This window comes from Paenibacillus sp. FSL R5-0517, assembly GCF_037974355.1.
Classification (GTDB): domain Bacteria; phylum Bacillota; class Bacilli; order Paenibacillales; family Paenibacillaceae; genus Paenibacillus.
The window spans coordinates 3752439-3775348 of the sequence record NZ_CP150235.1; the positions used below are offsets into that span (position 1 = coordinate 3752439).

Below are 22910 nucleotides of genomic sequence, written 5' to 3' on the forward strand. Positions count from 1 at the left end.
TATGGAGGAGGATTTGTATGTCACAATATACTAGACCTGATTGGAGCCGTAGCGCTTTAATCACTATTGATTTGCAAAAAGATAACTCTCTTGCCGGATCAGTTGCAGAAGTTCAAGGTACCGCTGAACTTTTACCAACGATAGAATTGATAACGAATGCTTTCCGAGCTGCTAGTCGGCCTATTATTCATGTTATTCGACTTTATAAAACAGATGGATCAAATGTCGATCTTTGTCGCAGAGAAGTCGTAGAGAATGGTTTCCAATTTGTAGTGCCTGATACGGAAGGCTCCAATTTGGTTAACGCCGTAAGACCAGCAAACAGCCCCGATCTTGATGGAGATGAACTTCTTAGCGGGAAGTTCCAGCAATTAGGAGAACAGGATTGGGCCATGTATAAACCCAGATGGGGAGCATTTTACCAAACTCATTTAGAAAAATTTCTAATTGAAAAAAAGATTGATACATTAGTTTTTACGGGCTGCAACTTTCCCAATTGTCCACGAACAAGTATTTACGAAGCTAGCGAAAGGGATTTCAAGGTGGTCATGGCCGATGATGCTATATCTGGACTATATGAGAAAGGCGTAGCAGAGATGAACAATATTGGTGTTTCAGTCGTATCCTCCTCTGAAATTATACGGAATTTAGAACTTATCTCCGAGTAGATCAAAAATGAGCTCAGCTCCAACTATAGAATTCATAATTAGTCGCTATTATAGCGACTTTTTTTATATTATGGGTATGGTACAGGATTTTGATTCTAGAGTGCAACTTCTTCTCAAGAAAGAATTTTATGTTGCTTATTCCTTATGAGAATAATTATATTAACAAAGGGTACCATGAAAAAGTAAAGATATGCTGCTCCCACACAACGAAGAAAAGAGAGTGATTGATTTGGAATATATTAATCGTTGGGGATTATTGAATTCTTTGATTAGCATTATAAATGAAACTTCAGATAATGATACCAATGTGATGCTAGCTAAATATCTACTAGAAAATTACAATCGCTTACATGAACTTAATGTTTATGATATTGCGGATGAATGTTTTGTTAGTCGAGCAACGGTCAGGCGACTCGCACAAAACTTAGGATACGATAATTTCAAAGATTTAAAAAAACAATTCGACGATTTTTATAGTAATTATAGTTTTTATCGCTTTGGAATTCCTGCTACCAGCGAAGAACACTCCGTTGCCAAACAGTTATATGAGATGGCTTTGGAATGTGATCGTCACCTCACACCTGATTTTCTAGAGCGGGCGGTTACAAAAATTCATCAAAGCAAGCAGATCGTTTTCTTGACTTCAGACGTTTATAGTGACCAGTGCAGTGATTTTCAAAAGGCTATGATTTTATCCGGTAAAATTGTTAGAATTATTTCAAATAAGTTTGAAGATAACGCTGTGCTTGAAAGACTAAACCGGGATGATATGCTGGTTGTTCTATCGGTCGCTGGTTTTTTTGCGAGTGTATCATTTGATATGGTCAATTCCTTAGATACCAACAAGATACTAATCACAACCATTCATAAGGAATTGTATGAGAAACATTATGATGAGGTATGGTATCTAAGCAGTTCGGATCTTTCTCAAAGCCGAAGTGTGTATACAATCTATGCTCTTAAATATTATCTCGAAAGCATTTATGCGACATATATCAAAAAGTACGGCAAATAAAGTGTATCCGCTGGACTGCCGAGTCTCCTCCAATTTGATTTCCTAAAGAAACCAACGTTCTAACGTTAGGTTTCTTTTTAATTCAATTTTTGTAAATCAGAGTCGGAGGTGTCGTAAGCGCTTTCGGAAAGATTGAAAATCTGGGGTGCAGATTTTGTCCCCAACTTTATAAATCAAATAAATATAATGAAATTACAGTATACTTCATCTTCAAATGAGCACATCGAACATGAGGATGTACTAAAAAAGGTGTAGGGTGGGTGGGAGTATGGTTTCAAATAAAACGCTTGTACAGGATATTCTTGATGCTGCCGGGGGGACATCTAATATCCGAAGCATAACACATTGTGCGACAAGACTACGTCTGACAGTCAATGATCCAGCAAAAACAAAAGATGAACAATCAATCAAAAAAATCAACGGTGTTCTTGGCATGGTCATGCGAAATGATGAATATCAGATCATTATTGGCCCAGGAGTTGAAGCTGTGTATCTAGACTTTTTGAAGTTGGGAGAGTTCAAAAAGTCTGAAGTTGATGAAGATTCGCAGAGTGCACCGGAAAAGACAAAAAAGGGTCTTCGATCCCTCTTATTGAAAGCGATTGATTTCATCTCTGGTTCGTTTGTACCTGTGTTACCCATTATAGTGGCCGGTGGTTTAATCAGTGCCATTCTTGTTGTATGTACTACCTTTTTTGGAATGAGCACCGAATCAGGGACATATGTCGTACTCAATGCGATTTACAAAGCAGCATTTACTTTTTTACCTATATACGTGGGGTATAATACGGCTAAAAAATTGAATGTTACACCTATGTTGGGGGCGCTTTTAGGCGGTGTGTTTGTTACCGGCAGTATTAGTGGAGTTAAAGGACTTGATTTCTTAGGAATCCCTATTACAGCAGTAGACTATGGAAGTTCAGTTCTGCCAGTTGTGTTCGGTGTGCTCTTTATGTCTGCAATATATCATCCGCTCGAAAAACGGATTCCTAAGTCGATCAAATTCTTTGTAGTACCAACCATTACGATGATAATTACCGTTCCAGTCGCTTTAATTGCAATTGGTCCATTGGCAACTTGGCTTGGTAGCTACATTGCAATCGGTCTGGCTTGGCTTCATACGAACCTTGGTTGGTTCTCTGTTGGGGTTATGGGTGCCCTTGCACCAATATTGATCTTTAGCGGCACGGGTACTGCGTTATATCCTGCGATCTTTCTTTCATTCACAGAGAATGGATATGAAGGTTTTGTAATGACGGGCCTGTTGGCAGGGAATCTTGCGGTTGCAGGGGCTGCCATTGCAACAAGCATGCTGTTAAAGAACAAGGAATCCAAATCTGTGGCCATGTCTACAGGCATCACTGCTTCTTTCGGTATTACAGAGCCCGCGATTTTCGGAGTATTAACTAAATTTAAACGTCCATTTATAGGGGCGATCATTGGTGGAGCTATTGCTGGATTGTTTGCAGGATTAATGCGGGTCGTAGAGTATAGCTTTTCATCACCCGGTATTGCTAGTGTTATCGCCTTTATTAATCCCGATGGAACGCTTTTTAATTTCTTCATGGCCATTATAACGATCGTAATTGCATTTGTTTGTGGCTTTGTTGCTACTCGTATACTGGGTGTGGAAGAAGACACGTTAATTGAAAATTAGTTTGTTTTAGGAAACTGCATATGTAAATGCTAAAATTCAATATTGAAAGGAACGAATACAATGACTACTATTTTTCCAAAAGGATTCTTGTTTGGAGGAGCAACAGCAGCAAATCAGCTTGAAGGAGCTTTTGATCAAGGAAATAAAGGTCTCTCCAGCTCGGATATGGTTCGTTACATTCCACTGGATAAGGCTAATAAAGAGACCTCTTTTACCTTTGATGTAAACCAAGAACAAATTGACGAAATACTCAATGATCCTGACAAATTTAACCTTCCTAAACGTAGAGGTGTCGATTTCTACCATCACTACAAAGAGGACATTGCTCTTTTTGCCGAGATGGGCTTCAATGTATTCCGTATGTCGATTTCTTGGCCTCGGATCTTCCCAACAGGTGAAGAGACCGAACCTAATGAAGAGGGCTTGCAATTCTATGATGATGTGTTCGATGAGTTGGCTAAATATAATATCACTCCGTTAGTCACGATCTCGCACTATGATTATCCGCTGCATCTCGTTCAGAAATACAATGGATTTGAAAGTCGGGAAATGATTGATCTATTTGTGAAGTATGCAAAAACGTTATTTTCTCGTTATCACAATAAAGTGAAATACTGGCTCACATTTAATGAAATTAACATGGTGATGGACAGTCCTTATACTTGCAGTGGAGCTATCCCTGAAAACTCAAAACGAAATGAAATGGATTTTAGGTTCCAGTGTACGCACAATCAATTCGTTGCATCTGCCTTGGCTGTTCAGGCAGCACACGAAATTGATCCAAGCCTCAAGGTTGGCTGCATGGTTTGCCGCTTGGAATACTACCCAGAAACATGTGAACCAGCTAACCAATGGCGCGCTTTGCAAGAAGGGCAGTTGAACAATTTCTTTGGTGATGTGCATGTATTTGGTGAATATCCATTTTACATGGAGCGTTATTTTAAAGAAAATAATGTTCATATTGAGATGCAGCCTGGTGATCTTGAGATTCTGAAAAATGGACGTGTGGATTTTGTATCTTTTAGCTACTACATGTCTTATATCGCTCGTGCCAACTCAGGTGATCTGGGTCATTTGAACAGTAAAATTAAGAATCCTTATCTGAGCTCAACCAAGAGCGGCTGGCAAATCGATCCGCTGGGATTCAGAATTGCTTTAAATAATTTGTACGATCGATACGAACTTCCGTTAATCATTGCAGAGAACGGCTTCTCAGATGTAGAGATCCTTGATGACAACAACGAGATTCAAGATGAAGGAAGAATTCAGTTTTTGAAGGAACACTTGGAACAATTACAAGAAGCTATCCTCGATGGGGTAGACGTATTCGGTTATTGCTGGTGGGGACCAATCGACATTATTTCTTCAAGCTCATCTGAGATGACTAAACGATATGGATTTATTTATGTGGATCAAGATAATGAAGGAAACGGCAGTTTAAAACGGTATAGAAAGAAAAGCTTCTATTGGTATAAACAATTTATCGCTGAACACTCCAGTAAATAGAGCTTCCAGAATTACCTGCTACTCCATTTTAAAAATGAACTAGATGTACCGTCTTGGAGTCATTTTAAAAGATACACTGATCACGGTAATCGTCTTTCCAAGACCAGACTAAAAAAAAAGGAAATGATTGTTATGTTTAAAAACTTGTTTGGAAAAAAAGAAGAAGTGCCCACAACGATTGAATTAAAGGCATATGCAACAGGGCAATTGGTGGGTATTGAAGAAGTGCCAGATCCGGTTTTTTCAGAAAAGATGATGGGAGAAGGCGTCGCCATTATTCCTTCAGAAGGGAAAATATACGCACCCATTGAGGGTGAAGTGGTTCGTGTATTCCCGAGAAAACATGCAGTTGTCATAAGAGCGCACAATGGCGCAGAAATTCTAATTCATATTGGCCTTGAAACGGTATCCATGAAGGGTGAAGGATTTACCACACATGTTACCGAGGGAAAAAAAGTCAAAGCAGGGGATTTGCTTGTAACCGTTGATTTAAATTTGGTGAAAGAGAAAGCAAAAGATATTATTACACCGCTTGTTATCACCAACGCTGATATAATCGAACGTGTAGAAAAGCCAATTTCTACTGGAAAAGTGAGTGCTAACGAGCAAATTATTTTAACGGTAACTGCAAAGTAGTATGACGTCCTGAAAACATATCTATATGAGGAACTGCTAGTGATAGCAGTTTCTTTATTAGCCGTTTTGAATGCCAATAACGTCCTTAACGGAGAACGTGTCGAGGGACAAGAACATTGTACCATTCAAAGTCGCTATTATAGCGGCTTTTTTGTTTTAAGGAACCAAATCCTTGTCCCAAGCTGAGGTCAAGGACTTGGTTCCTTTGATGAAAAGGGACAAGAACATTGTGTCATTGCGGATTAGATTATTCTCTAAATATTATCATGGCAGAAATAATGTGTTGGGATAAGGCTCAAATCTTTCTTTGAGGGCAAAATCCTTGTTTCACTGCTGAATAGAGTCTAGACTTCAAACTATCGAGTGGGGACAGAACTTGTTCTCTTAATGATTAGATAATGTGCAAAAATAGTAGAATTATTTTAAATATAGTTTACGAAACTGTAACGGTGAAGTACCGAATTCTTTCTTAAAGCAAGCAGAGAAATAGGGTGAATGTCGAAAGCCTACTTCCTCAGAGACACGTTCGATGGACCAGTCATTGCTAACCAAGAGGCGCTTGGCCCTCTCCAGTCGATACTGTAGTAAATAATCTAATGGTGTGCAGTTGTATCTCTCTTGCATACAACGAACGATATAGTTTGGGTGAAAATGTAAGGCAGAAGCGATTACAGTGTTAGTAATTTTGTCTTTATAATTTTCTTGAAGGAACATGACCGTCCGTTCAGCAATCTTTGAAGTGGCAGAGTCTTTCTTTTCGAAACTCATTTCCTCTATTAGGCCGAGTAGCTCTCCAAGTAATTGCTGTTCTTGCCAAAATGATAGCACGGATGGATGAGCAAGCAGCTCTTCTAACATCTTGAATACTCTCTTAGTGTCGGGTAATCGCATATATTTAGGAATCTGAAGTGTATATGAATTGCTAAATGGTCTGTTAGAAGGTCTAGACAAATGGTCCTGCATCTTTTCAGAGGAAACGAAATTGTTTTGTGTTGAATGTTCAAAATGAATCCAGTAAAAGGCAGTATTCTTCTCACAGGGTTTTACAGAATAGTGTTCTGCATCAGGAAGTAACAGTAATAAGTCTCCATCTGTTAGTGTCCAAGACGAACCATTCTCACCTATATACATTTCACCATGTATCATAATTAGCATATCATACGCCTCAATATTGCTGCGATGAGGATGCTTTTCTCCTTGTGCATACTCTGTTCTTCCGCAGCCCAAATAATGTGGAAGAGGAGGGATGCGAAGCTCAATTCTAGTTTCTTCATTCATCTGTATATTCACCTTTGTTGTGTGAGATTTTATAGAAAATAGTTCATATCATTTGTATTACGCCCATTATACCAAGCTTATAATTGAGTTCGTTAAGAGTCAACTTACACAGGAGGTACTTCTAATGGGAACAACACAGGTCCATATTTCAGATCATTTTTGGAAGAACTATTTGGAGTTAGTGCGCAAAACGGTGATCCCTTATCAATGGGAAGCATTGAACGACCGCATTGAAGGAGCAGAACCGAGCTATGCTATTCGAAATTTTCGTATCGCTGCCGGTTTAGAACAAGGCGAATTTGGTGGATGGGTGTTTCAAGATAGTGATTTATATAAATGGTTGGAAGCGGTCTCTTATTCTCTGCGTAATCACCCGGATTCAAAATTAGAAATCATTGCGGATGAAGCAATCGATCTTATAGGTCGTGCGCAACGTGATGATGGTTATATAAACACGTACTTCACGATCAAGGAGCCCGGTAAAGAATGGACCAACCTTTATGAGGCTCATGAGTTATATTGTGCTGGTCATCTTATTGAGGCAGCAGTAGCGTATGCAGATGCAACAGGTAAACACAAGTTGATTGATATCGCTTGCCGTTTTGCTGATCTAATTGATAGTCTGTTTGGGACAGGGGAGAACCAAAAGCAAGCTTATTGTGGTCACCAAGAGATCGAACTAGCGCTAATCAAACTATATCAGGCAACCGGAGAAGAAAGGTATCTGAAATTGAGCCAATATTTTATTGACGAACGAGGCAAGAGTCCTAATTATTTTATTAAAGAGTGGGAAGCGCGGGAGAGAAAAAGTATTTGGCCTTGGTCCCTAGGTTCCCCTAATTTGCAGATGTTTCAATCACATCTTCCGGTGCGCCAGCAGACCGTTGCGACTGGTCACTCCGTACGTGCAATGTATATGTATACTGCAATGGCAGATTTGGCTCGGCTGAAAAAAGACGATAGCTTGCTTACAACATGTCAACAACTGTGGGCGAACACTACACGTAGACAAATGTATATTACGGGTGGGATCGGCGCGACACATCTGGGTGAGGCGTTCACATTTGATTACGACTTGCCCAATGACTCGGTGTATGCTGAGACTTGTGCATCCATAGGTCTTATATTCTGGGCGCGTAGGATGCTTCGCTTAGAAGCCAAAAGTGAATATGCGGACGTGATGGAACGAGCGTTGTATAACAATGTACTTGGGAGTATGTCTAAAGATGGAACGCATTTTTTCTATGTAAATCCACTCGAAGTATGGCCGGAAGCAAGTGAACAAAATCCCGATAAGCATCATATTAAACCCGTCCGTCAGAAATGGTTTGGTTGCTCATGTTGTCCGCCTAACGTTGCCCGTTTACTTAGTTCGTTAAATGATTATATCTATGATGTTTGTATGGAAGAAAGAATAATTCATGTACATCTGTATATTGGAAGTACTGTACATTTTAAAACACTGAATGATCGGAAAGTCACACTTACGCAGCGTTCAAATTTACCATGGAAGGGCGACGTTGGGTTCGAAGTTTTACTTTCATCTGATTGTACTGATGGTGTTGAATTCTCTCTTGCATTAAGAATCCCGAATTGGTTCCAGAGTGAGAACCCTGTTCTTCTAGTCAATGGTGAAGTGCATGCTTATTCCGTAATCAACGGTTACGCTCATATTCATCGGATTTGGTCAAATGAAGATGTATTGGACTGGATACTGCCAACAGAAACGCGGTTAATCGAAGCTCATCCGCAAATTCGTGCAAACGCGGGGAAAGTTGCGATACAACGAGGACCACTTGTCTATTGTGTAGAAGAGGCTGACAACGAAGTGCCTCTTGCCACACTGTCCATTGTTGGTACTCCCAATGAGATAGAGTTGGAGAACTCCGAATTACTTGACGGATGTGTTGTTCTGGAAGGTGAAGGATTAAAAAGTGATGGATCGACTTGGCCAGAAGATCAGCCGTATCATTCATTAGCCAAGCCGCTTCTACCAACTCGATTTAAAGCTATACCTTATTTTTTGTGGGGTAACCGTGAATCTGGGGAAATGAGTGTATGGCTGCGCGATTAACATCCCCTAGAAACACATTTCGTTTGATAAATGATATGGGAGGTAAACAGATGAAAAGTCCCTTATTTCGGGATCCGATTTATGACGGAGCAGCCGATCCTGTTTTGATTTGGAATAGGCAGGCTGAAGAGTGGTGGTTAATATATACAAATCGGAGAGCTACAGTCGATGGATCGGGTGTAGCGTGGGTGCATGGTACCGAACTAGGTGTTGCATCTTCTAAGGATGGCAAAAGGTGGCTGTATCGAGGGACATTATCAGGATTAGAACTAGAGTGGGGACATAATACATTTTGGGCTCCGGAGATTATATGGAATAATGGGCTTTACCACATGTATGTTACCTATATTCAAGGAGTACCTGATGAATGGGATTCTTATTTTAGACATATTGTGCATTACACAAGTCCTGACCTACTTCAATGGACTTATCATTCTAGAATTAAGCTCAGTTCCGAACGAGTAATCGATGCCTGTGTTTATCCTCTTCCTGATGGCCGATTTCGAATGTGGTACAAAGATGAGGCAAATGATTCTGCAACCTATGCTGCAGATAGTTCTGATTTGTATGAATGGGAAGTGATCGGCCCTGTTTTGAATCATAGGCCTCATGAGGGACCAAACGTTTTCAAATTTAGAGACTACTATTGGATGATTGTTGATGAGTGGAGTGGTCAAGGTGTATTTCGATCAAGCAACCTTGAACACTGGGAGAGCAATGGTTTGATTCTTGATAAACCTGGTATTCGGCAAGATGATGGAACAATAGGTTTACATGCTGATGTAGTTGTTCAAGGTGAACATGCATATATTTTCTACTTTACCCATCCAGATCGCACTGGCAATTTCGATGCTGACAAAACATATGCCGCGCGGAGATCTTCAATACAAGTAGCAAGATTAGATGTAATTGACGGCCATTTAGTGTGCAACCGAGATGAAGATTTTGAGTTAACCCTACTTCAAGAAACTTAAACTCTTCTTTTGAATATCACTTAATAATAAAGACTTCAGAGGAGATACTATGATGAAAAAAGACTACAATGTTATGTCCAAAAAAGGAAAATGGGGCGATCAGGGGGACGGTACTTATGTCAATCCTGTTCTGCCAGGAGATTACTGTGATCCGGATGTCATACGAGTTGCGGAAGATTATTATTGTATCTCTTCGACGTTGCATTGCTCACCAGGCATGGCCGTTCTGCATTCAAAAGACTTGGTAAATTGGAGTGTGATTAGTCATGTTGTCCATGATCTGACATTCATCGGGCCTGAATACCGACATGATCGAATGAATCGATATGGAAGAGGAGTCTGGGCGGGTGCTATCCGTTATCATCTCAATAAATACTGGGTATATTTCTTCACACCGGATGAAGGCTTATTCATGAGCACGGCTACAAATCCCGCTGGACCGTGGGATCCTCTTCATCACATGTGGGAAACTGATGGCTGGGATGATTGCTGTCCTTTTTGGGATGATGATGGTCAAGGGTATCTGGTTGCTACGAATTTTGCTGACAATTACAACATCCACCTATTTAAGTTAAGTGACGACGGGCAAAGTCTTCTGCATGACAGCGGGGTTGTGATACATCAATATAACGGAAGCGAAGCAAGTAAGCTCTACAAAATAGACGGATATTATTTCCTTTTCCACAGTGAAGTACGGCAAGAGAATGGTCAGGATGTAAGGGTCGTGATGATGCTGCGATCCACCCAACTATACGGCCCTTATGAAGAAAAAGAATTGATTCATACGCATGGCGTGGAAGTGGATCGCGAACCGAATCAAGGCGGATTTGTCCAAACACAAACTGGGGAATGGTACTTCATTAGCCACCAAGGAGCGGGCGGCTATTTTGAAGGCAGAACCCTACATTTGCTTCCCGTTTGGTGGATGGACGGTTGGCCCATGATCGGTGAAGATGTTGACGGTGATGGAATAGGAGAGATGGTATGGGGAGGAATAAAGCCAATTAACGGGTATCCCCAAACGGCCTTAGCCATAAATGATGATTTTGAAAGCCAAGTATTGAAACCGCATTGGGAATGGAATCATCAGCCTAAGGCAGATAAGTGGTCTTTAAAAGAAAGAACTGGATATTTGCGGTTATATGCTTGTGTTCCTTTGGAGAAGAACAATTTCTTTAAGATATGTAATACTATTTCGCAGCGTACATTTCGAGTTAATCATAATGTAGTAACTGCCAAATATGATATCAGTGGTATGGTTGACGATCAGGAAGCGGGGCTCTGCCATTTTGGACAAACTTACTGTACGATTGGTGTATATCAACGGCAAGGAGCTCGGATTTTGAAGTATAACCATTCAGGTGAGATAGAATGGGGGCCGGCTATCCCATCATCTTTCATATGGTTAAGGTCGGTTTGGAACCTACAGGGTGAAAACTCTTATGAATACAGTCTAGATGGTGAGAATTTTATTAGATTTGGTGAAGTCTACCAGATGGGTTGGGGATACTATCGGGGAGATCGAGTGGGGGTTTATAATTTTAACAACGAAAGAGAGCAAGGCTATATTGATGTGGACAATTTCTATTACGAGCATGATTAGCTTATTGTTGTAGTAATATATCTCGTATGCAAAGTCCTCTATATAAAATTGAAGGACTTTGCAATGAGTTTAGGATCCTACCCCATTGAAGACGCTAATTTAGCGTTTTTTTTGGTACAAATTCGTATCCCGAGCAAAGGACAAGAACTTTTTTTCTTGTAGCTCTGTATAAATTCCCTGAATTCATGTTTAAAGTAGTAATGATTGGGTGAATTCATACTTTAGATAGCCAGTATAATCTGACTAAGCAAAAAGGTTAATCAGTTGTAATGGTAGCGGACGTCCATTTACTTGTTTATTTAGGGGGAATATTGATTGGACACTTTTTTAGAGGCTCTTGATTATCATAAATCTGCAATTTCCGTACACTTAGTCAGCGGAGAGTATTATGTAGGTCAATGTATAAAAACATCCGATCCAAATATAATTGTAATAAAAACATCGGATCGGTATGAAAAAATTAAACTTTGGACGATAAAACGTTTTCAACTTTTGGACAATTAAAGATTTAACCCGAATCCATGCATTTGCTGAAATGTGTGGAATACTACGTAGCATTATCAAGATTTGAATAGTTTCCGGGAATTATATGAACTCCGCTTTCTTTAAATATCTGACTAAAGATTCTATTTAAATTATTACGGTTAAGTTGACTCCGTGAATAGAGCCTGTAACTTAACCGTATTCTTCAAGGCTTACATCATTGAAGATAAGTTTTTTTACGATTTTTAACGAAAGATGAAGAGGAGTAGACTACAAGTCCCAGCCATATGAAACTAAATGCAATGATATGTGCATTGGTTAACGTTTCGTGATAGAGAAAAACCCAGTAATTAATGCGATCGTTGGAGAAATATATTGAAGGATGCCTAGTAAGGATAACGTTACTTTTTGAGCACTCTTTGTAAATAATAGTAGAGGTAGGGCGGTGACGACACCAGTTCCAATCAATAGTAAGCTATTCGGGATCGATTCAATAAATTGCAGTCTATTTCCAATAATTAGATATATGATATAGCTCAAAGCGATCGGAGTAATTACCATCGTTTCAAGGGCTAAACTAACGGTAGAGTCTGTTCTAATTTTCTTTTTCAAAAGGCCGTAAAATCCAAAAGTCAGTGCCAAGCACAGGGAAATCCAAGGGAAAACCCCATAGGCTAAGCTAAGTGAAAGAACACCTAGACCTGCTAGTATAAAAGAAATAGTTTGAGAAACAGTTAACCTTTCCTTTAAGGCTATGACTCCAATTATCATACTTGTTAAAGGATTAATATATTGTCCGAGACTTGCTTCTAACATCTTCCCATTGATTACAGCCCACATAAATATTCCCCAATTAGAACTGATGAGTAGAGAAGCGATAACAAGTAGTGAGAGCAACTTTAAGTTTCTCATGAGTTGCTTGGTGAAATTAATGTAATTTCTCCATTTTTTTGTGATTATGATTAGAAAAAGAATAAAAATATAAGACCAGATCACACGTTGAGCTAAAATTTCACCAGGGGATACATATTGAACCACTTTCCAGTATAAAGGAGTTAATCCCCATAATATGTAGGAGAATATAGCATACATAACACCATCTTTTTCATTATTCATCTTTTAATGTCTCTTCTCCTATATATCAAGATATATGTCAACCAATGAATAATATTATGGTTAACAATCAGGGCTGTCAAGTGAAGGATTAGGTTAGCAAATACACAATTTGCAATAATGAGCTAATAGAAAATGCAATGTTTTTAGGTCAAGATAATTTAATTAAGTAATTTTGAGGGAGTGCTCTGGATGCGTTTTGATTGTTAGTAGCAAATATAAGCATACTGGGAGAGACCTTGTTCGTTGCTTAGATAAGTATGTTCTTTAGATATGTTTAAAAATCCATATTACATATCGTTCATACATTGTTTGCAATTGAGTAAAAATCTTTGAACGCATGGCTCTATAGAGTCATGCGTTTTTTTATCATTTAACGGTATGCTGTTTACGATAAACTCATTTTACATTTCTCACTGGGGCAAAACGTAAATGAACGCTATCTCAGTTTGATCAGATGGAGGTATGACCTATGAATGGGACCCTGCAAAAAAACAGAATATTGATCGTAGATGATGATGAACGGGTCCGGAGGTTACTTAGAATGTACCTGGAAAAAGAACAATATATTATCGAAGAGGCCTCCCTTGGTGTGCAAGCTTTGAGCAAACTTCATAAAGGTTCTTATGCATTAATCATTCTCGATTGGATGCTCCCTGACATTAAGGGTATTGAAATATGCAATTATCTGCGATTGAGTACAAGCATTCCTGTGATGTTCTTAACAGGAAAGTCTGAAGAAGCGGACCGAATTGAGGCGTTTAAGGCAGGAGCAGATGACTTTGTGATGAAACCCTTCAGCCCCAGGGAAGTTGTGCTTCGGATCAAGTCAATGATGGCACGTTTTACAGGGTTTTACGGGCATGTTATACCCGATCATTCCGCCAGTGAAGTACTGATTTCATCCATTTTAATTAATCCCACTTCTAGAAAAGTGCTGGTAAAAGATGAAGAAATTCATATGACACCCAAAGAATTTGATTTGTTATACCATCTGGCAACTCATCCGGAGATCGCTTTCTCCAGACAGGATTTGCTGAAAATCGTCTGGAAGGTGGAGAAAGATGAAGAACTGGACTATCGAACCGTAGATACCCATGTTAAACGATTACGTGACAAATTATCGGAATATGTAATGAATCGTGAAGATCTCATTCAAACCCTGTGGGGGTTTGGTTACATCCTTCGTTTGCCCCATTAATTTCTTATTAAAACCCAGGAGGAGCATCATGTCCTATAAACAAATCAAATCGATGATTCTATTCATTCCAACCATTACAGTCGCTATCTGGGAATATGTCAGGCACCAATTTTTACTTCCCTATATCTCGATGGATTTGGGCAATTGGTTAACACCGGTGTTAGTTTATCTCGTTACGATTACATTGCTAACCAAGCTATTTCGTATCCTTGAAAACATTCAGAAAGAATTGGAACGTGCACGTTCTGCAAAAGCTGCTCTTGAAGCACGCGAAGAGCTTGCGCGAGAACTTCATGACGGAATTGCCCAATCCTTGTTCCTGCTTTCCGTGAAAGCAGAAAAGCTTGAATCCGGTAACGATATGAAGCAGCAAGAACAAAATGTTTTGTCTATTCGTAAAACGATTCATGAGGTGAATCGCTATGTCAGACAAGCCATCACAAATCTTCGACTTGATCGTGACGAGACGGCAGATGGAAATCAAAATTCACCATCACTGGTGAAGCAAGTACATGCGATTTCCAAAGATATCCGTACTCCCATCCGGATTCGCTGGGAACTGGAGGATCATCGTCAGACGGATAAAGAACAAATAGAATTACTAGCTTGCATACGTGAGGCACTCATTAATATGGATAAATACGCGTTAGCAACCGAGGGATCAATCACTGCAGTAGGAATGAGTCATAGCTGGAAGATTACTGTAGCGGATAATGGTAAAGGATTTGAAGGAGATCCGTTTGCCAAGAAAAACAAGTTCGGTTTACGAATTATGAAGGAGCGCTGTAATGAGATGGGATGGATTATGAACATGTATCGAAAGGATGGGAAAACCTTAGTTGAGATCCAAAAGGGGGGACTCGTATGACAATGACCACAACCAGAGTATTGGTCGTTGATGATCACGCCCATGCAAGGGAAGCCATTCGTGAAATTCTGAGTATAGACAAACACTTTGAGATCATTGGCACGGTTAACAACGGTCAAGAGGCGATTGACTTCATGGAGAAGTGGCTTCCTGACCTTATTCTGATGGATATTCAAATGCCCATTATGGACGGACTCGAAGCAACGCGAAGAATCAAGCTCGTTTTTCCCTATGTGAAAATAGTTATGATTACGGTTTCGGACGACATGATTCATCTACTTGAGGCGCTCAAAAGGGGTGCACAAGGATATCTGCTTAAAAATTTGGAACCCACGACATGGCTTGAATATCTGCATTCCATCATTAATGAGGAAGCCCCTATGTCCAGAGATGTGGCCTATCAGATTCTGAAGGAAGTCAATGTAACCGAAAAGAAGAAAACCGAAGTTAAGCTGACGACCCGAGAACTGGATATTTTATATGGGGTAGCTGAAGGATGGACGAACAAAGAAATTGCAGGGAAATATGACATATCAGAATACACCGTAAAGAACCATTTGAAAAATATTTTGCAGAAGCTACAGTTACAAAATCGGGTTCAACTAACCCGGTACGCACTTGAACAGGGACTTGTGTGGGAAGCTAAAAGACAACGAGGGTGAACCTCTGTTTTTCATCCGCAATATCAAGCAAAATCTGTTCTAGGTTCTTGCATATAGTGTCATTGACATTCCCATTGCAGCTTTGGGATTCTTGGCGCCATGGATTGCTGGTGCCAGATAAAGAGACAAGATGTGCACAGTGAAGCGTGAGCAGGTTAAGAAGTCGCTAATATAGCGACTTCTTTTTTTACATGGAATAGATTTGTCGTAAGGGTCCCAGAATCATTTAAAAATTGAAGTTGGAGTGTATAGGAGGGAACGTTTGTTTAATGATGTCCGGCTGCTGGGGCAGACACATCCGCAGGCTGATCGCTCTCAAGCTGTGCAAGACGCTCTATCGCTTGATCTCCAATAGCAAAGCGTTTGGTTGGCATAACCTGAGCATCAGCAAATTTGACTCGTGATTGCACAACATATAACCCTTCTTTTTTAATAACATAAGAGACTACATATGAACCGGGGGAGGGCTCATCTGCTTGAATAATTACAGCAGCATTCTTGTCGTCCTCTGGCCATATCACAAATTCTGCTTTCTCTGCATGTTCCAGTGGTACATTACGTTTGGACACTTGTACTGAAAAAACATTAGAGCTACCTATTTTGAATTCCTCAGGTAATTGAAGATCCACGCTTATATGAGGGGGAAGGCCATTCTCATCGGTTTCTGCAACTTTGGCAGTACATCCGCACAGCAACACAATAAGCAGTATAGGCCATGTCCATGTATACATTCGATGCATTTTTATGTTCATATATAACTCCTTTAGCTATTAAATCGAGAACCAATGCCTGAGCGACTTGATTCTGCGGAGAATGAATAGATCAAGAACAAGAACGATTAAAATGGACAAGCCTACTAGCGGCATGACGGCGCCGCAAATCAGCATGATTATCAACACACCTATGGTTACTTTTGGATTTTTCGGTTTAGACGGTGCTCCGAGCTTACCTGAAGGTTTTCGCTTGCGCCACATGACGTAAGAGCTAATTGAAACGAGTATCAATCCCAGGCAAGCAATCAAACCCAGAAGTTGATTAGCCAGCCCGAATAGTCTGCCTTCATGAAAGGCGATGCCATACGAGATAAGCTTGGCCATAATTCCATAATCCGCAAAGCGAACATCGGTCAGTACTGCACCGCTGTATTGGTCAATATGAAGTGTGGCGCTGTGACCTGGCTTGGAATGAGAAGTAGATACGGTGAACACACCGGTTTCTCCGCTAGGATAGGTAATCGTATAGGGCTTGATAACTTGCTGATCATCCGCGATATGGGCAATGTCGTTGAGTCCAAGTGGAACATATCCTCCAGCCATCAAAACAGGAACGGGAATATTCTCGGCTGCCCAAGGCAGATCCTCGGCAATATCTTTCGCTACTGTAATGGATTCCGGTTTTTCTCCAAAACTGTAGGCGAATGGAGGCGTATTCGTGTTGGTCGAGTTGGCTAATTTATCGATCTGACCGCCGAGTATCCCTGACCAAGGAAGGCCACTTAAGATAATTATTAGAATCAGCAGAGATAGCCAGAAGGCAGGAACAGCATGTACATCACGCCAAAAGAGGCGGCTTCCCGGTTTACTAAGTCGTGGTAAAATCGTTCCCCATATGGATGATTTATTTCTAGGCCACCACAGGAACAGTCCCGTTAAAATTAGAATAATTGCCCAGCATGCCGCAAGTTCGACAAGTCGGTTCGCGAACGTACCACCGATCACAAGTTCACTATGCATTTTTTTGAAAAAGGCTGAGAACGTCTTGCTGCTATCCATTGCGCCCCGCGCGTGCCCCGTATAAGGGTCCACATACATCGTCTTGGAAATTCCATCACTGATGACGGAAAGCTTATAAGTAGACTCCCTATTGTTTTCCAATGTGATCGAGGATACTACCGTTCCGGGATAACCCTTGACTATTTTCCCGACAATACTCTCTGGTGCCATCGGTGTTGTTCCGACTTCACGGACCGTCAACATATCTTTGTACAGCTGGCCTTCGATCTGAGGCTTGAATAAATAGACGGCGCCGCTAAAAGCTAAAATAATTAAAAAAGGCGCAAAAATAATACCAGCGTAAAAATGCCACCTCCATACGGATTGATAGACGGACTGGCGTACTACGGATGATGTTTTTCTTTTCATTTCGGGTGTAGAAGAGCTTGAATGTTCTGTGGGCATCGTCCTCATCATCTAACTCCATTCTTAACTGAATAAAATACTTTTTAAGTATACTGGAGCCTTTCGAATTAGAAGATGGCTCAACAGAGCTATCTCATATCGAATAAAAGTTTTTTTGTTCATCGTTTGTTCAATAATCGGAATAGAAGGTCATATTTACAACACCCATATCCTAAATAATGTTGATCACGCATTCCGTACAGAAACATGAGGATTTTCGTTTGCTTCAGTGGCTATTACCGATCGCGGATCGTATGGAAGGGAGAAAATGAGTTGAAGCTCTTTGAGTAGCATACGATTAAGACGAATTAAACAAAACAAATAAACGTATCAAGAATCTCCATCAGTTTAATCGTGAACGAGATACGGTAATAATTCATTAATCTTAGGAAGTACGGTTAGTCAGAAAAGAAAAGAAGGGAGAAGTGTCGAGGAACAAGAACATGTACTTGACTAAAGAAAAAAAAGAGCATATCATGAATAAAACTGAATGATCAATCAATTAAAAAAACAAACAATCAAATTTCATGAAAGTGGATGAAACGATGAAAAACAAACAATATCTAATCGCTGATGCTCGCAAAGAGCAAATCATTAACTCTGCAATTGAAGTTCTAAATGAGAATGGATATTTCAGCACCAGTCTTTCCAAAATAGCCAAAAAAGCAAATATTAGTACTGGATTAATTTCTTATCATTTCTCCAGCAAAGAAGATTTAATGAACAACACGTTGCTCTATCTGGTTCAACATGAGCAAGCATTCATTAAGGACAAGGTAGAAATTAAAGAAACATATTTGGAGAAATTGAAGGCTTTTATTGAAGCGGGGGTAGCCTATCGGGCTACAAAACGTGAAAATACTATGGCATTGTTAGAGATTGCCTTTAATGTTCGAACACCTGAAAATATTCCTTATTTTCGGGTAGAAATGAGCCCTGAAGATGAGTTAAATATCTTTTTAGAGGACATCCTCTCCAAAGGACAAGATTCCAAAGAATTTAAAGATTTTAACACCCAAGTTGTTGCCATGATCATTAGGGGAGCTATATCCCTATCGATGTCTTTACCTCAAAAAACAATTCTACTAAGTTTTGAAGACTATACTGAAGAGGTGAAGGAAAATATTTTAAAACTAGTTAGATAACTTAATCAGAAAGGACAAAATATAATGACAATAAAGTCAACTAGAATAAGGGCTCCAAGCGAGAACAGCTCTCATATCATCTTTTTAATAACCGTTTAGATAGTAGAGCATATTATTTTTTTTGTTAAATTTTGATTGAACAATTAATTTTTTATATGTTCGTTCAACCAAGTATGAACTACAGAGGGGATGGTTACTTCTAAAATGAACTCTTTAAGGTTTATGTTCACGCACTATTTCATAACAAACTATTACTACTTACGGGTTTAGTCTGGCAAAGTTCATATATGTACGGGGATGTTCGAATTTTTAAAAAGGAGAGTGAATCGTTAAAATGAATAAATGGTATTTTATAGGGATTTCTTTGGTTATTTTGTTCTTAACCGGAACGTCTTGTCAATCTTTTAATGTTATCAACAAGTTGTCTGCACACGAGCAGAAGTGGATTTTTTCTCATGACGATCTGGATGCGCTTGTCATCAATAGCGAATATGACGTAAACATGGAATTTATATCTAGCTCTGACGACACTAACTACGTGGAAATCAGCGGCAATATGCAGCAAAGTACGATCGATCAATTGAAAGGGACAGAGGTTGCAGGTAATACGTTGGAACTCCAGCTGCATAAGGATGTGAAGTTAGTCGCTCCCAATTATAAATCCATCAAGACACGCATTATCGTTGCGCTCGCGGATGATACCCAGTTGCAACAGATTAGCTATATATCAAGTTCCGGCAATACCAGCTTTACTGGGTTGAAGGCAGAAATGATCGATTTGTCCGTTTCTTCCGGTAATCTGCGCACGGAAGCTATCACCGCTGGCAGGTTGAGTTTAACTTCAAAATCCGGGGATATTACTGCGGAGCGAATCCAAGGGAATACGGATATCCAGTTGCACTCAGGGAATATCAAGGTGAATGGGCTCCAGGGCTCCCTGACAATAAAGTCGACTTCCGGAAACATTAACACAGTCGATGTTGAAGGTACAACCAATACTACGCTACATTCAGGCAACATCAAATTTGACCGGTTCAGGGGAAACGGCGTGTTTAAATCAGTTTCCGGCAACGTTTCGCTGACTGGTCAGCGCTCGGACAGTCTTGATATCTCCGTCCGCACCGGAAACGTTACTTTGTCGCTCGATCCACAGTTTAAAGGGTTCTTTGACCTAAAGACCACATCAGGACACATCACGGCTCCCAATTCCAAGAAAGAGACGACGGACGTTGTAATGGTACGGACAGTTTCGGGTGATATCCGGATCATGTAAGAGAGTCGATTGAGAAACACGTTATGAAAGAGTTGAGGCAGAATTATGCTTTTGAAGAAAATAAAAAAGGAAGGTGTGGAAATGTTCTCAAAAAGGAGTCAACTTAAAGCCGCACGACGGGTCAAGATCGGGAATGGACGTCCATTAAAGGTTTTTCGCTGGTGGCAGCCACTCTCCCGTGCTTTGTTCTACCTCACGTTGAAAAACGATGAAGGCCAACAAGTAAACTTCGCTGTTGATGTCTCTTATTGGCAACAGTTTCTGGGGGATGATGGTAAGGGAAAGGCTCATCTATACCTCGATGGCAAACATCACGCTGAGTCTAAACTCCCTGCTGCCTTCCCTGTGACTGGAGGAACAATCGAAGTAGCGTCCACGGTTTTTGGCCTAAAACGCTGCCACTACGTTACCGACGAAGGACTTGTGCACCAACTTATCCCGGACGAGAATTCTGCGGAAGGGCATCGCGCTCGTCTTGATCGCGAGCATCCGGCGTTGAGCCGATGGATCGGATTCCTTTCTTTAATCATGCTCATCGTTCCTATGTTTCTAGCCATCCCTCAAATTATCGGTTCGATCACTCAGGTACCTTTTATAGCTCAGAACATTGGAACGTTCAACTCGCCCATCAATCTGCCGATTTGGCTGAATATCGTGCTCGGTCTTTGCGCAGCAGCGGGTAGTGTAGAGCGCGCAACGCGACTTAAATGGAATAGTTTTCTGGACGGTAGCTTTTAGATCACATGAAGAAACCTATATATTTGATTTAATTCATCCTTCATCACCATTGATACCTTTCCTTTCGTTACCGAAATGATTGTTTTGTATCTGTCTTGACATATCGAAAGGTAGAAGAGGATATAGTTCAACTTGTCTTTACGGCGTGATTAACGAACATTTTGTTATTATTCTATTTACGCTCAATATATTGGTAATATCCCTTTTTAGTAGGCAAGAGAAAACAGATCGACTTAATCTTGTCCAAAGAAAGGGATATTTTTGACTAATAAAACAAACGGTGACACCTTTATTATACTTAATTAAGTAGGTTCTCATAAAAAGAGTGGGAAATGGATCATCTGAATGGGTCACTGATTTATTAACTGTGGGAAGAAAGTGGTATACTAAGTTGCCAATCGGCTTGATTTGTTCAGGGGAGCCGGGTAACGATCGTTAAATAATATCAAGAAAGTAGCGGATCAATGTGATCAACTGCTCGATTAAGGCGTGTTACATAAATAGGGCTAGCTACAGACTTTGAATTTAACTTTTAAATAACTTTAAACTTTAACACGCTTAATCGTCCACAATGGAATTTCAATTTTTGCTCTCTCTCCATGAAGAATCGTTCCTGACGGACGTGTGGATCTGTTTTTTGTATTTACTCGGTCCGGATGCTCCGCGATCAGGAGAAGCAGATGCTGCACCAATAAATTAAATCGTATCCCGTGAAAAAAGTTAACGACTGAACTTGCGCCCCATCTTTGCTTTTGTCCCCCTTATGTGACCGTGGCAGGGTAGCTACGTATTTTTAGCTGAACCGCTTGATATCACTCACCGGAGAGAAGCCAAACAAACGTGCATATTCCCGGCTGAATTGGGAAGGACTTTCATAACCTACCTCAAATGCAATATCTGCCACGTGAGTTGATTCGGTTAAAAGGCGACGGCGTGCTTCCTGCAATCGGATTTGCTTCTGATACTGTACCGGAGTCATGGTAGTCACTGCTTTGAAGTGACGATATAACGAAGAGAAGCTCATGTTCGCCAACTCAGCTAATCCTTCGATGCGCAACGGTTGGTTGTAATCCCTTTTGATCCGCTCGACTACTTGTGCAATGGATGCGTAATTGCTTCCGGCCATAGCAATTTGCTTGAACACATCACCTTGATCATCGCTTAGCAGTCTGTAAATAATCTCACGTATGATGAGGGGAGATAATGCAGGAATGTCCTTCGGCGTTTTTAATAGACCTACCAGTCTGACGGCTGCATCGAGTAAGTCATGATTCATTTTGCCTACAAATAGCCCTCTGTGGTATCTCTTCGTGCTATCTGGAAGTAATTCTGTCTCCTTCATGATCTGAAAGATTTGGCTTGCCTCTAAATCTAGACGAATCGCTAAGTAGGGCGATTCAGGTGAGGACTTAGTGGCTCGGCCGGTTATCGGTACATCCAGGGAAACCGCAAGGTAATCGGATACCCCGTATCGGTAGCGTTTATTGGCGAGCATAATAAGCTTCTCGCCTTGGGCAACAATGCATAGCGAAGGTTTTTGAATTCTGCATATCGGTACCTCGGAGTGGGAATCACGAACTAGGTGCAAAGAGGGAATTAAGGTAGTGTGATCACCATCTACACCAGAGAACTTCTCAATGAGTTGTGCAAGCTCCCGTTGTTTATAGTAAGTTTTCTGAACGTCATCTAGCATATGAATCCCTCCTTTTGTTGTGTTCTATTATAAATTCTTGGACTGTCTTTGTTAAGCGGGGTGAGAATAATAGGCAAGAACGCGAGAATATTAGTCTAACCGAAATTACCTGACTCGTACATAATAAGGATGTTCCAACAGACCGC

The 22910-nt window shown here is 40.4% G+C and carries 19 protein-coding genes; 14 read left to right on the forward strand and 5 right to left on the reverse strand.

Annotation, left to right across the window (positions count from 1 at the left end; all coding sequences use genetic code 11):
* Window positions 1-17 precede the first annotated feature (17 nt).
* The 5 genes from MKX40_RS16505 to MKX40_RS16525 all read left to right on the forward strand — a co-directional run bounded on the left by MKX40_RS16505 (window position 18) and on the right by MKX40_RS16525 (window position 5482).
* Window positions 18-668, forward strand: coding sequence for a cysteine hydrolase (locus MKX40_RS16505; protein ID WP_339234077.1), 651 nt, complete (start codon window positions 18-20; stop codon window positions 666-668).
* Between the two features lie 229 nt (window positions 669-897).
* Entirely contained in the window at window positions 898-1683 is a 786-nt protein-coding gene (locus tag MKX40_RS16510) for a hypothetical protein (RefSeq protein WP_339234079.1), read from the forward strand.
* Window positions 1684-1951: 268 nt separating this feature from the next.
* Window positions 1952-3340, forward strand: a complete 1389-nt coding sequence (locus MKX40_RS16515) for a PTS transporter subunit EIIC (RefSeq protein ID WP_339234082.1) — start codon at window positions 1952-1954, stop codon at window positions 3338-3340.
* A 60-nt stretch (window positions 3341-3400) separates the two neighbouring features.
* Window positions 3401-4846, forward strand: coding sequence for a glycoside hydrolase family 1 protein (locus MKX40_RS16520; protein WP_339234084.1), 1446 nt, complete (start codon window positions 3401-3403; stop codon window positions 4844-4846).
* Window positions 4847-4978: 132 nt separating this feature from the next.
* Window positions 4979-5482, forward strand: coding sequence for a PTS glucose transporter subunit IIA (locus MKX40_RS16525; RefSeq protein WP_339234086.1), 504 nt, complete (start codon window positions 4979-4981; stop codon window positions 5480-5482).
* 417 nt (window positions 5483-5899) lie between these two features.
* Here MKX40_RS16525 and MKX40_RS16530 read toward each other — a convergent pair whose 3' ends face one another.
* Window positions 5900-6760, reverse strand: a complete 861-nt coding sequence (locus tag MKX40_RS16530; protein ID WP_339234088.1) for a helix-turn-helix transcriptional regulator — start codon at window positions 6758-6760, stop codon at window positions 5900-5902.
* Window positions 6761-6884: 124 nt separating this feature from the next.
* Between MKX40_RS16530 and MKX40_RS16535 the strand changes: the two genes are divergently transcribed.
* The 3 genes from MKX40_RS16535 to MKX40_RS16545 are packed head-to-tail and all read left to right on the forward strand — an operon-like array spanning window position 6885 to window position 11411.
* Entirely contained in the window at window positions 6885-8834 is a 1950-nt protein-coding gene (locus MKX40_RS16535) for a beta-L-arabinofuranosidase domain-containing protein (protein WP_339234090.1), read from the forward strand.
* 50 nt (window positions 8835-8884) lie between these two features.
* Window positions 8885-9808 (forward strand): glycosyl hydrolase, encoded by a 924-nt coding sequence (locus MKX40_RS16540; protein ID WP_339234093.1) that lies wholly within the window; start codon window positions 8885-8887, stop codon window positions 9806-9808.
* A 49-nt stretch (window positions 9809-9857) separates the two neighbouring features.
* Window positions 9858-11411, forward strand: coding sequence for a glycoside hydrolase 43 family protein (locus MKX40_RS16545; protein ID WP_339234095.1), 1554 nt, complete (start codon window positions 9858-9860; stop codon window positions 11409-11411).
* Window positions 11412-12212: 801 nt separating this feature from the next.
* On the opposite strand, the gene rarD is transcribed toward MKX40_RS16545, so the two are convergent.
* Window positions 12213-13010, reverse strand: a complete 798-nt coding sequence (gene rarD / locus MKX40_RS16550; protein WP_339234097.1) for an EamA family transporter RarD — start codon at window positions 13008-13010, stop codon at window positions 12213-12215.
* Window positions 13011-13479: 469 nt separating this feature from the next.
* On the opposite strand from rarD, the gene MKX40_RS16555 reads away from it, so the two are divergent.
* Genes MKX40_RS16555 through MKX40_RS16565 form a run of 3 tightly spaced genes read left to right on the forward strand, consistent with a single transcriptional unit; the run spans window position 13480 to window position 15738 of the window.
* Entirely contained in the window at window positions 13480-14208 is a 729-nt protein-coding gene (locus MKX40_RS16555) for a response regulator transcription factor (protein ID WP_339234100.1), read from the forward strand.
* A 28-nt stretch (window positions 14209-14236) separates the two neighbouring features.
* The gene (locus tag MKX40_RS16560; RefSeq protein WP_339234102.1) at window positions 14237-15076 is read left to right on the forward strand and encodes a histidine kinase; all 840 of its coding nucleotides are present in this window, start codon (window positions 14237-14239) and stop codon (window positions 15074-15076) included.
* 2 nt (window positions 15077-15078) lie between these two features.
* Complete coding sequence (locus MKX40_RS16565) at window positions 15079-15738, forward strand: response regulator transcription factor (RefSeq protein WP_339243104.1); 660 nt, start codon at window positions 15079-15081, stop codon at window positions 15736-15738.
* A gap of 266 nt (window positions 15739-16004) precedes the next feature.
* Here MKX40_RS16565 and MKX40_RS16570 read toward each other — a convergent pair whose 3' ends face one another.
* Both MKX40_RS16570 and MKX40_RS16575 read right to left on the reverse strand, forming a co-directional pair.
* Window positions 16005-16490, reverse strand: a complete 486-nt coding sequence (locus MKX40_RS16570) for a FixH family protein (RefSeq protein WP_339234104.1) — start codon at window positions 16488-16490, stop codon at window positions 16005-16007.
* A gap of 18 nt (window positions 16491-16508) precedes the next feature.
* Window positions 16509-17915, reverse strand: coding sequence for a PepSY domain-containing protein (locus MKX40_RS16575; RefSeq protein ID WP_339234106.1), 1407 nt, complete (start codon window positions 17913-17915; stop codon window positions 16509-16511).
* Window positions 17916-18460: 545 nt separating this feature from the next.
* Here MKX40_RS16575 and MKX40_RS16580 point away from each other — a divergent pair.
* The 3 genes from MKX40_RS16580 (at window position 18461) to MKX40_RS16590 (ending at window position 21071) form a co-directional block, all read left to right on the forward strand.
* Entirely contained in the window at window positions 18461-19060 is a 600-nt protein-coding gene (locus MKX40_RS16580) for a TetR/AcrR family transcriptional regulator (RefSeq protein WP_339234109.1), read from the forward strand.
* 334 nt (window positions 19061-19394) lie between these two features.
* Window positions 19395-20333: a DUF4097 family beta strand repeat-containing protein gene (locus MKX40_RS16585; RefSeq protein WP_339234111.1), complete on the forward strand. Its 939-nt coding sequence runs from the start codon at window positions 19395-19397 to the stop codon at window positions 20331-20333.
* 45 nt (window positions 20334-20378) lie between these two features.
* Window positions 20379-21071 (forward strand): hypothetical protein, encoded by a 693-nt coding sequence (locus MKX40_RS16590; protein ID WP_339234113.1) that lies wholly within the window; start codon window positions 20379-20381, stop codon window positions 21069-21071.
* A gap of 793 nt (window positions 21072-21864) precedes the next feature.
* Here MKX40_RS16590 and MKX40_RS16595 read toward each other — a convergent pair.
* Window positions 21865-22764 (reverse strand): AraC family transcriptional regulator, encoded by a 900-nt coding sequence (locus MKX40_RS16595; protein ID WP_339234115.1) that lies wholly within the window; start codon window positions 22762-22764, stop codon window positions 21865-21867.
* Window positions 22765-22910 lie beyond the last annotated feature (146 nt).

What these genes read in the sequence shown, in the direction of transcription:
- MKX40_RS16545 (WP_339234095.1), top strand. Translation starts at nt 9,858, where the DNA reads ATGATGAAAAAAGACTACAATGTTATGTCCAAAAAAGGAAAATGGGGC.
- MKX40_RS16535 (WP_339234090.1), top strand. Translation starts at nt 6,885, where the DNA reads ATGGGAACAACACAGGTCCATATTTCAGATCATTTTTGGAAGAACTAT.
- MKX40_RS16565 (WP_339243104.1), top strand. Translation starts at nt 15,079, where the DNA reads ATGACCACAACCAGAGTATTGGTCGTTGATGATCACGCCCATGCAAGG.
- MKX40_RS16525 (WP_339234086.1), top strand. Translation starts at nt 4,979, where the DNA reads ATGTTTAAAAACTTGTTTGGAAAAAAAGAAGAAGTGCCCACAACGATT.
- MKX40_RS16505 (WP_339234077.1), top strand. Translation starts at nt 18, where the DNA reads ATGTCACAATATACTAGACCTGATTGGAGCCGTAGCGCTTTAATCACT.
- MKX40_RS16540 (WP_339234093.1), top strand. Translation starts at nt 8,885, where the DNA reads ATGAAAAGTCCCTTATTTCGGGATCCGATTTATGACGGAGCAGCCGAT.
- MKX40_RS16580 (WP_339234109.1), top strand. Translation starts at nt 18,461, where the DNA reads ATGAAAAACAAACAATATCTAATCGCTGATGCTCGCAAAGAGCAAATC.
- MKX40_RS16530 (WP_339234088.1), bottom strand. Translation starts at nt 6,760, where the DNA reads ATGAATGAAGAAACTAGAATTGAGCTTCGCATCCCTCCTCTTCCACAT.
- MKX40_RS16520 (WP_339234084.1), top strand. Translation starts at nt 3,401, where the DNA reads ATGACTACTATTTTTCCAAAAGGATTCTTGTTTGGAGGAGCAACAGCA.
- MKX40_RS16590 (WP_339234113.1), top strand. Translation starts at nt 20,379, where the DNA reads ATGCTTTTGAAGAAAATAAAAAAGGAAGGTGTGGAAATGTTCTCAAAA.
- MKX40_RS16560 (WP_339234102.1), top strand. Translation starts at nt 14,237, where the DNA reads ATGTCCTATAAACAAATCAAATCGATGATTCTATTCATTCCAACCATT.
- MKX40_RS16585 (WP_339234111.1), top strand. Translation starts at nt 19,395, where the DNA reads ATGAATAAATGGTATTTTATAGGGATTTCTTTGGTTATTTTGTTCTTA.
- MKX40_RS16575 (WP_339234106.1), bottom strand. Translation starts at nt 17,915, where the DNA reads ATGCCCACAGAACATTCAAGCTCTTCTACACCCGAAATGAAAAGAAAA.
- MKX40_RS16555 (WP_339234100.1), top strand. Translation starts at nt 13,480, where the DNA reads ATGAATGGGACCCTGCAAAAAAACAGAATATTGATCGTAGATGATGAT.
- MKX40_RS16595 (WP_339234115.1), bottom strand. Translation starts at nt 22,764, where the DNA reads ATGCTAGATGACGTTCAGAAAACTTACTATAAACAACGGGAGCTTGCA.
- rarD (WP_339234097.1), bottom strand. Translation starts at nt 13,010, where the DNA reads ATGAATAATGAAAAAGATGGTGTTATGTATGCTATATTCTCCTACATA.
- MKX40_RS16515 (WP_339234082.1), top strand. Translation starts at nt 1,952, where the DNA reads ATGGTTTCAAATAAAACGCTTGTACAGGATATTCTTGATGCTGCCGGG.
- MKX40_RS16570 (WP_339234104.1), bottom strand. Translation starts at nt 16,490, where the DNA reads ATGAACATAAAAATGCATCGAATGTATACATGGACATGGCCTATACTG.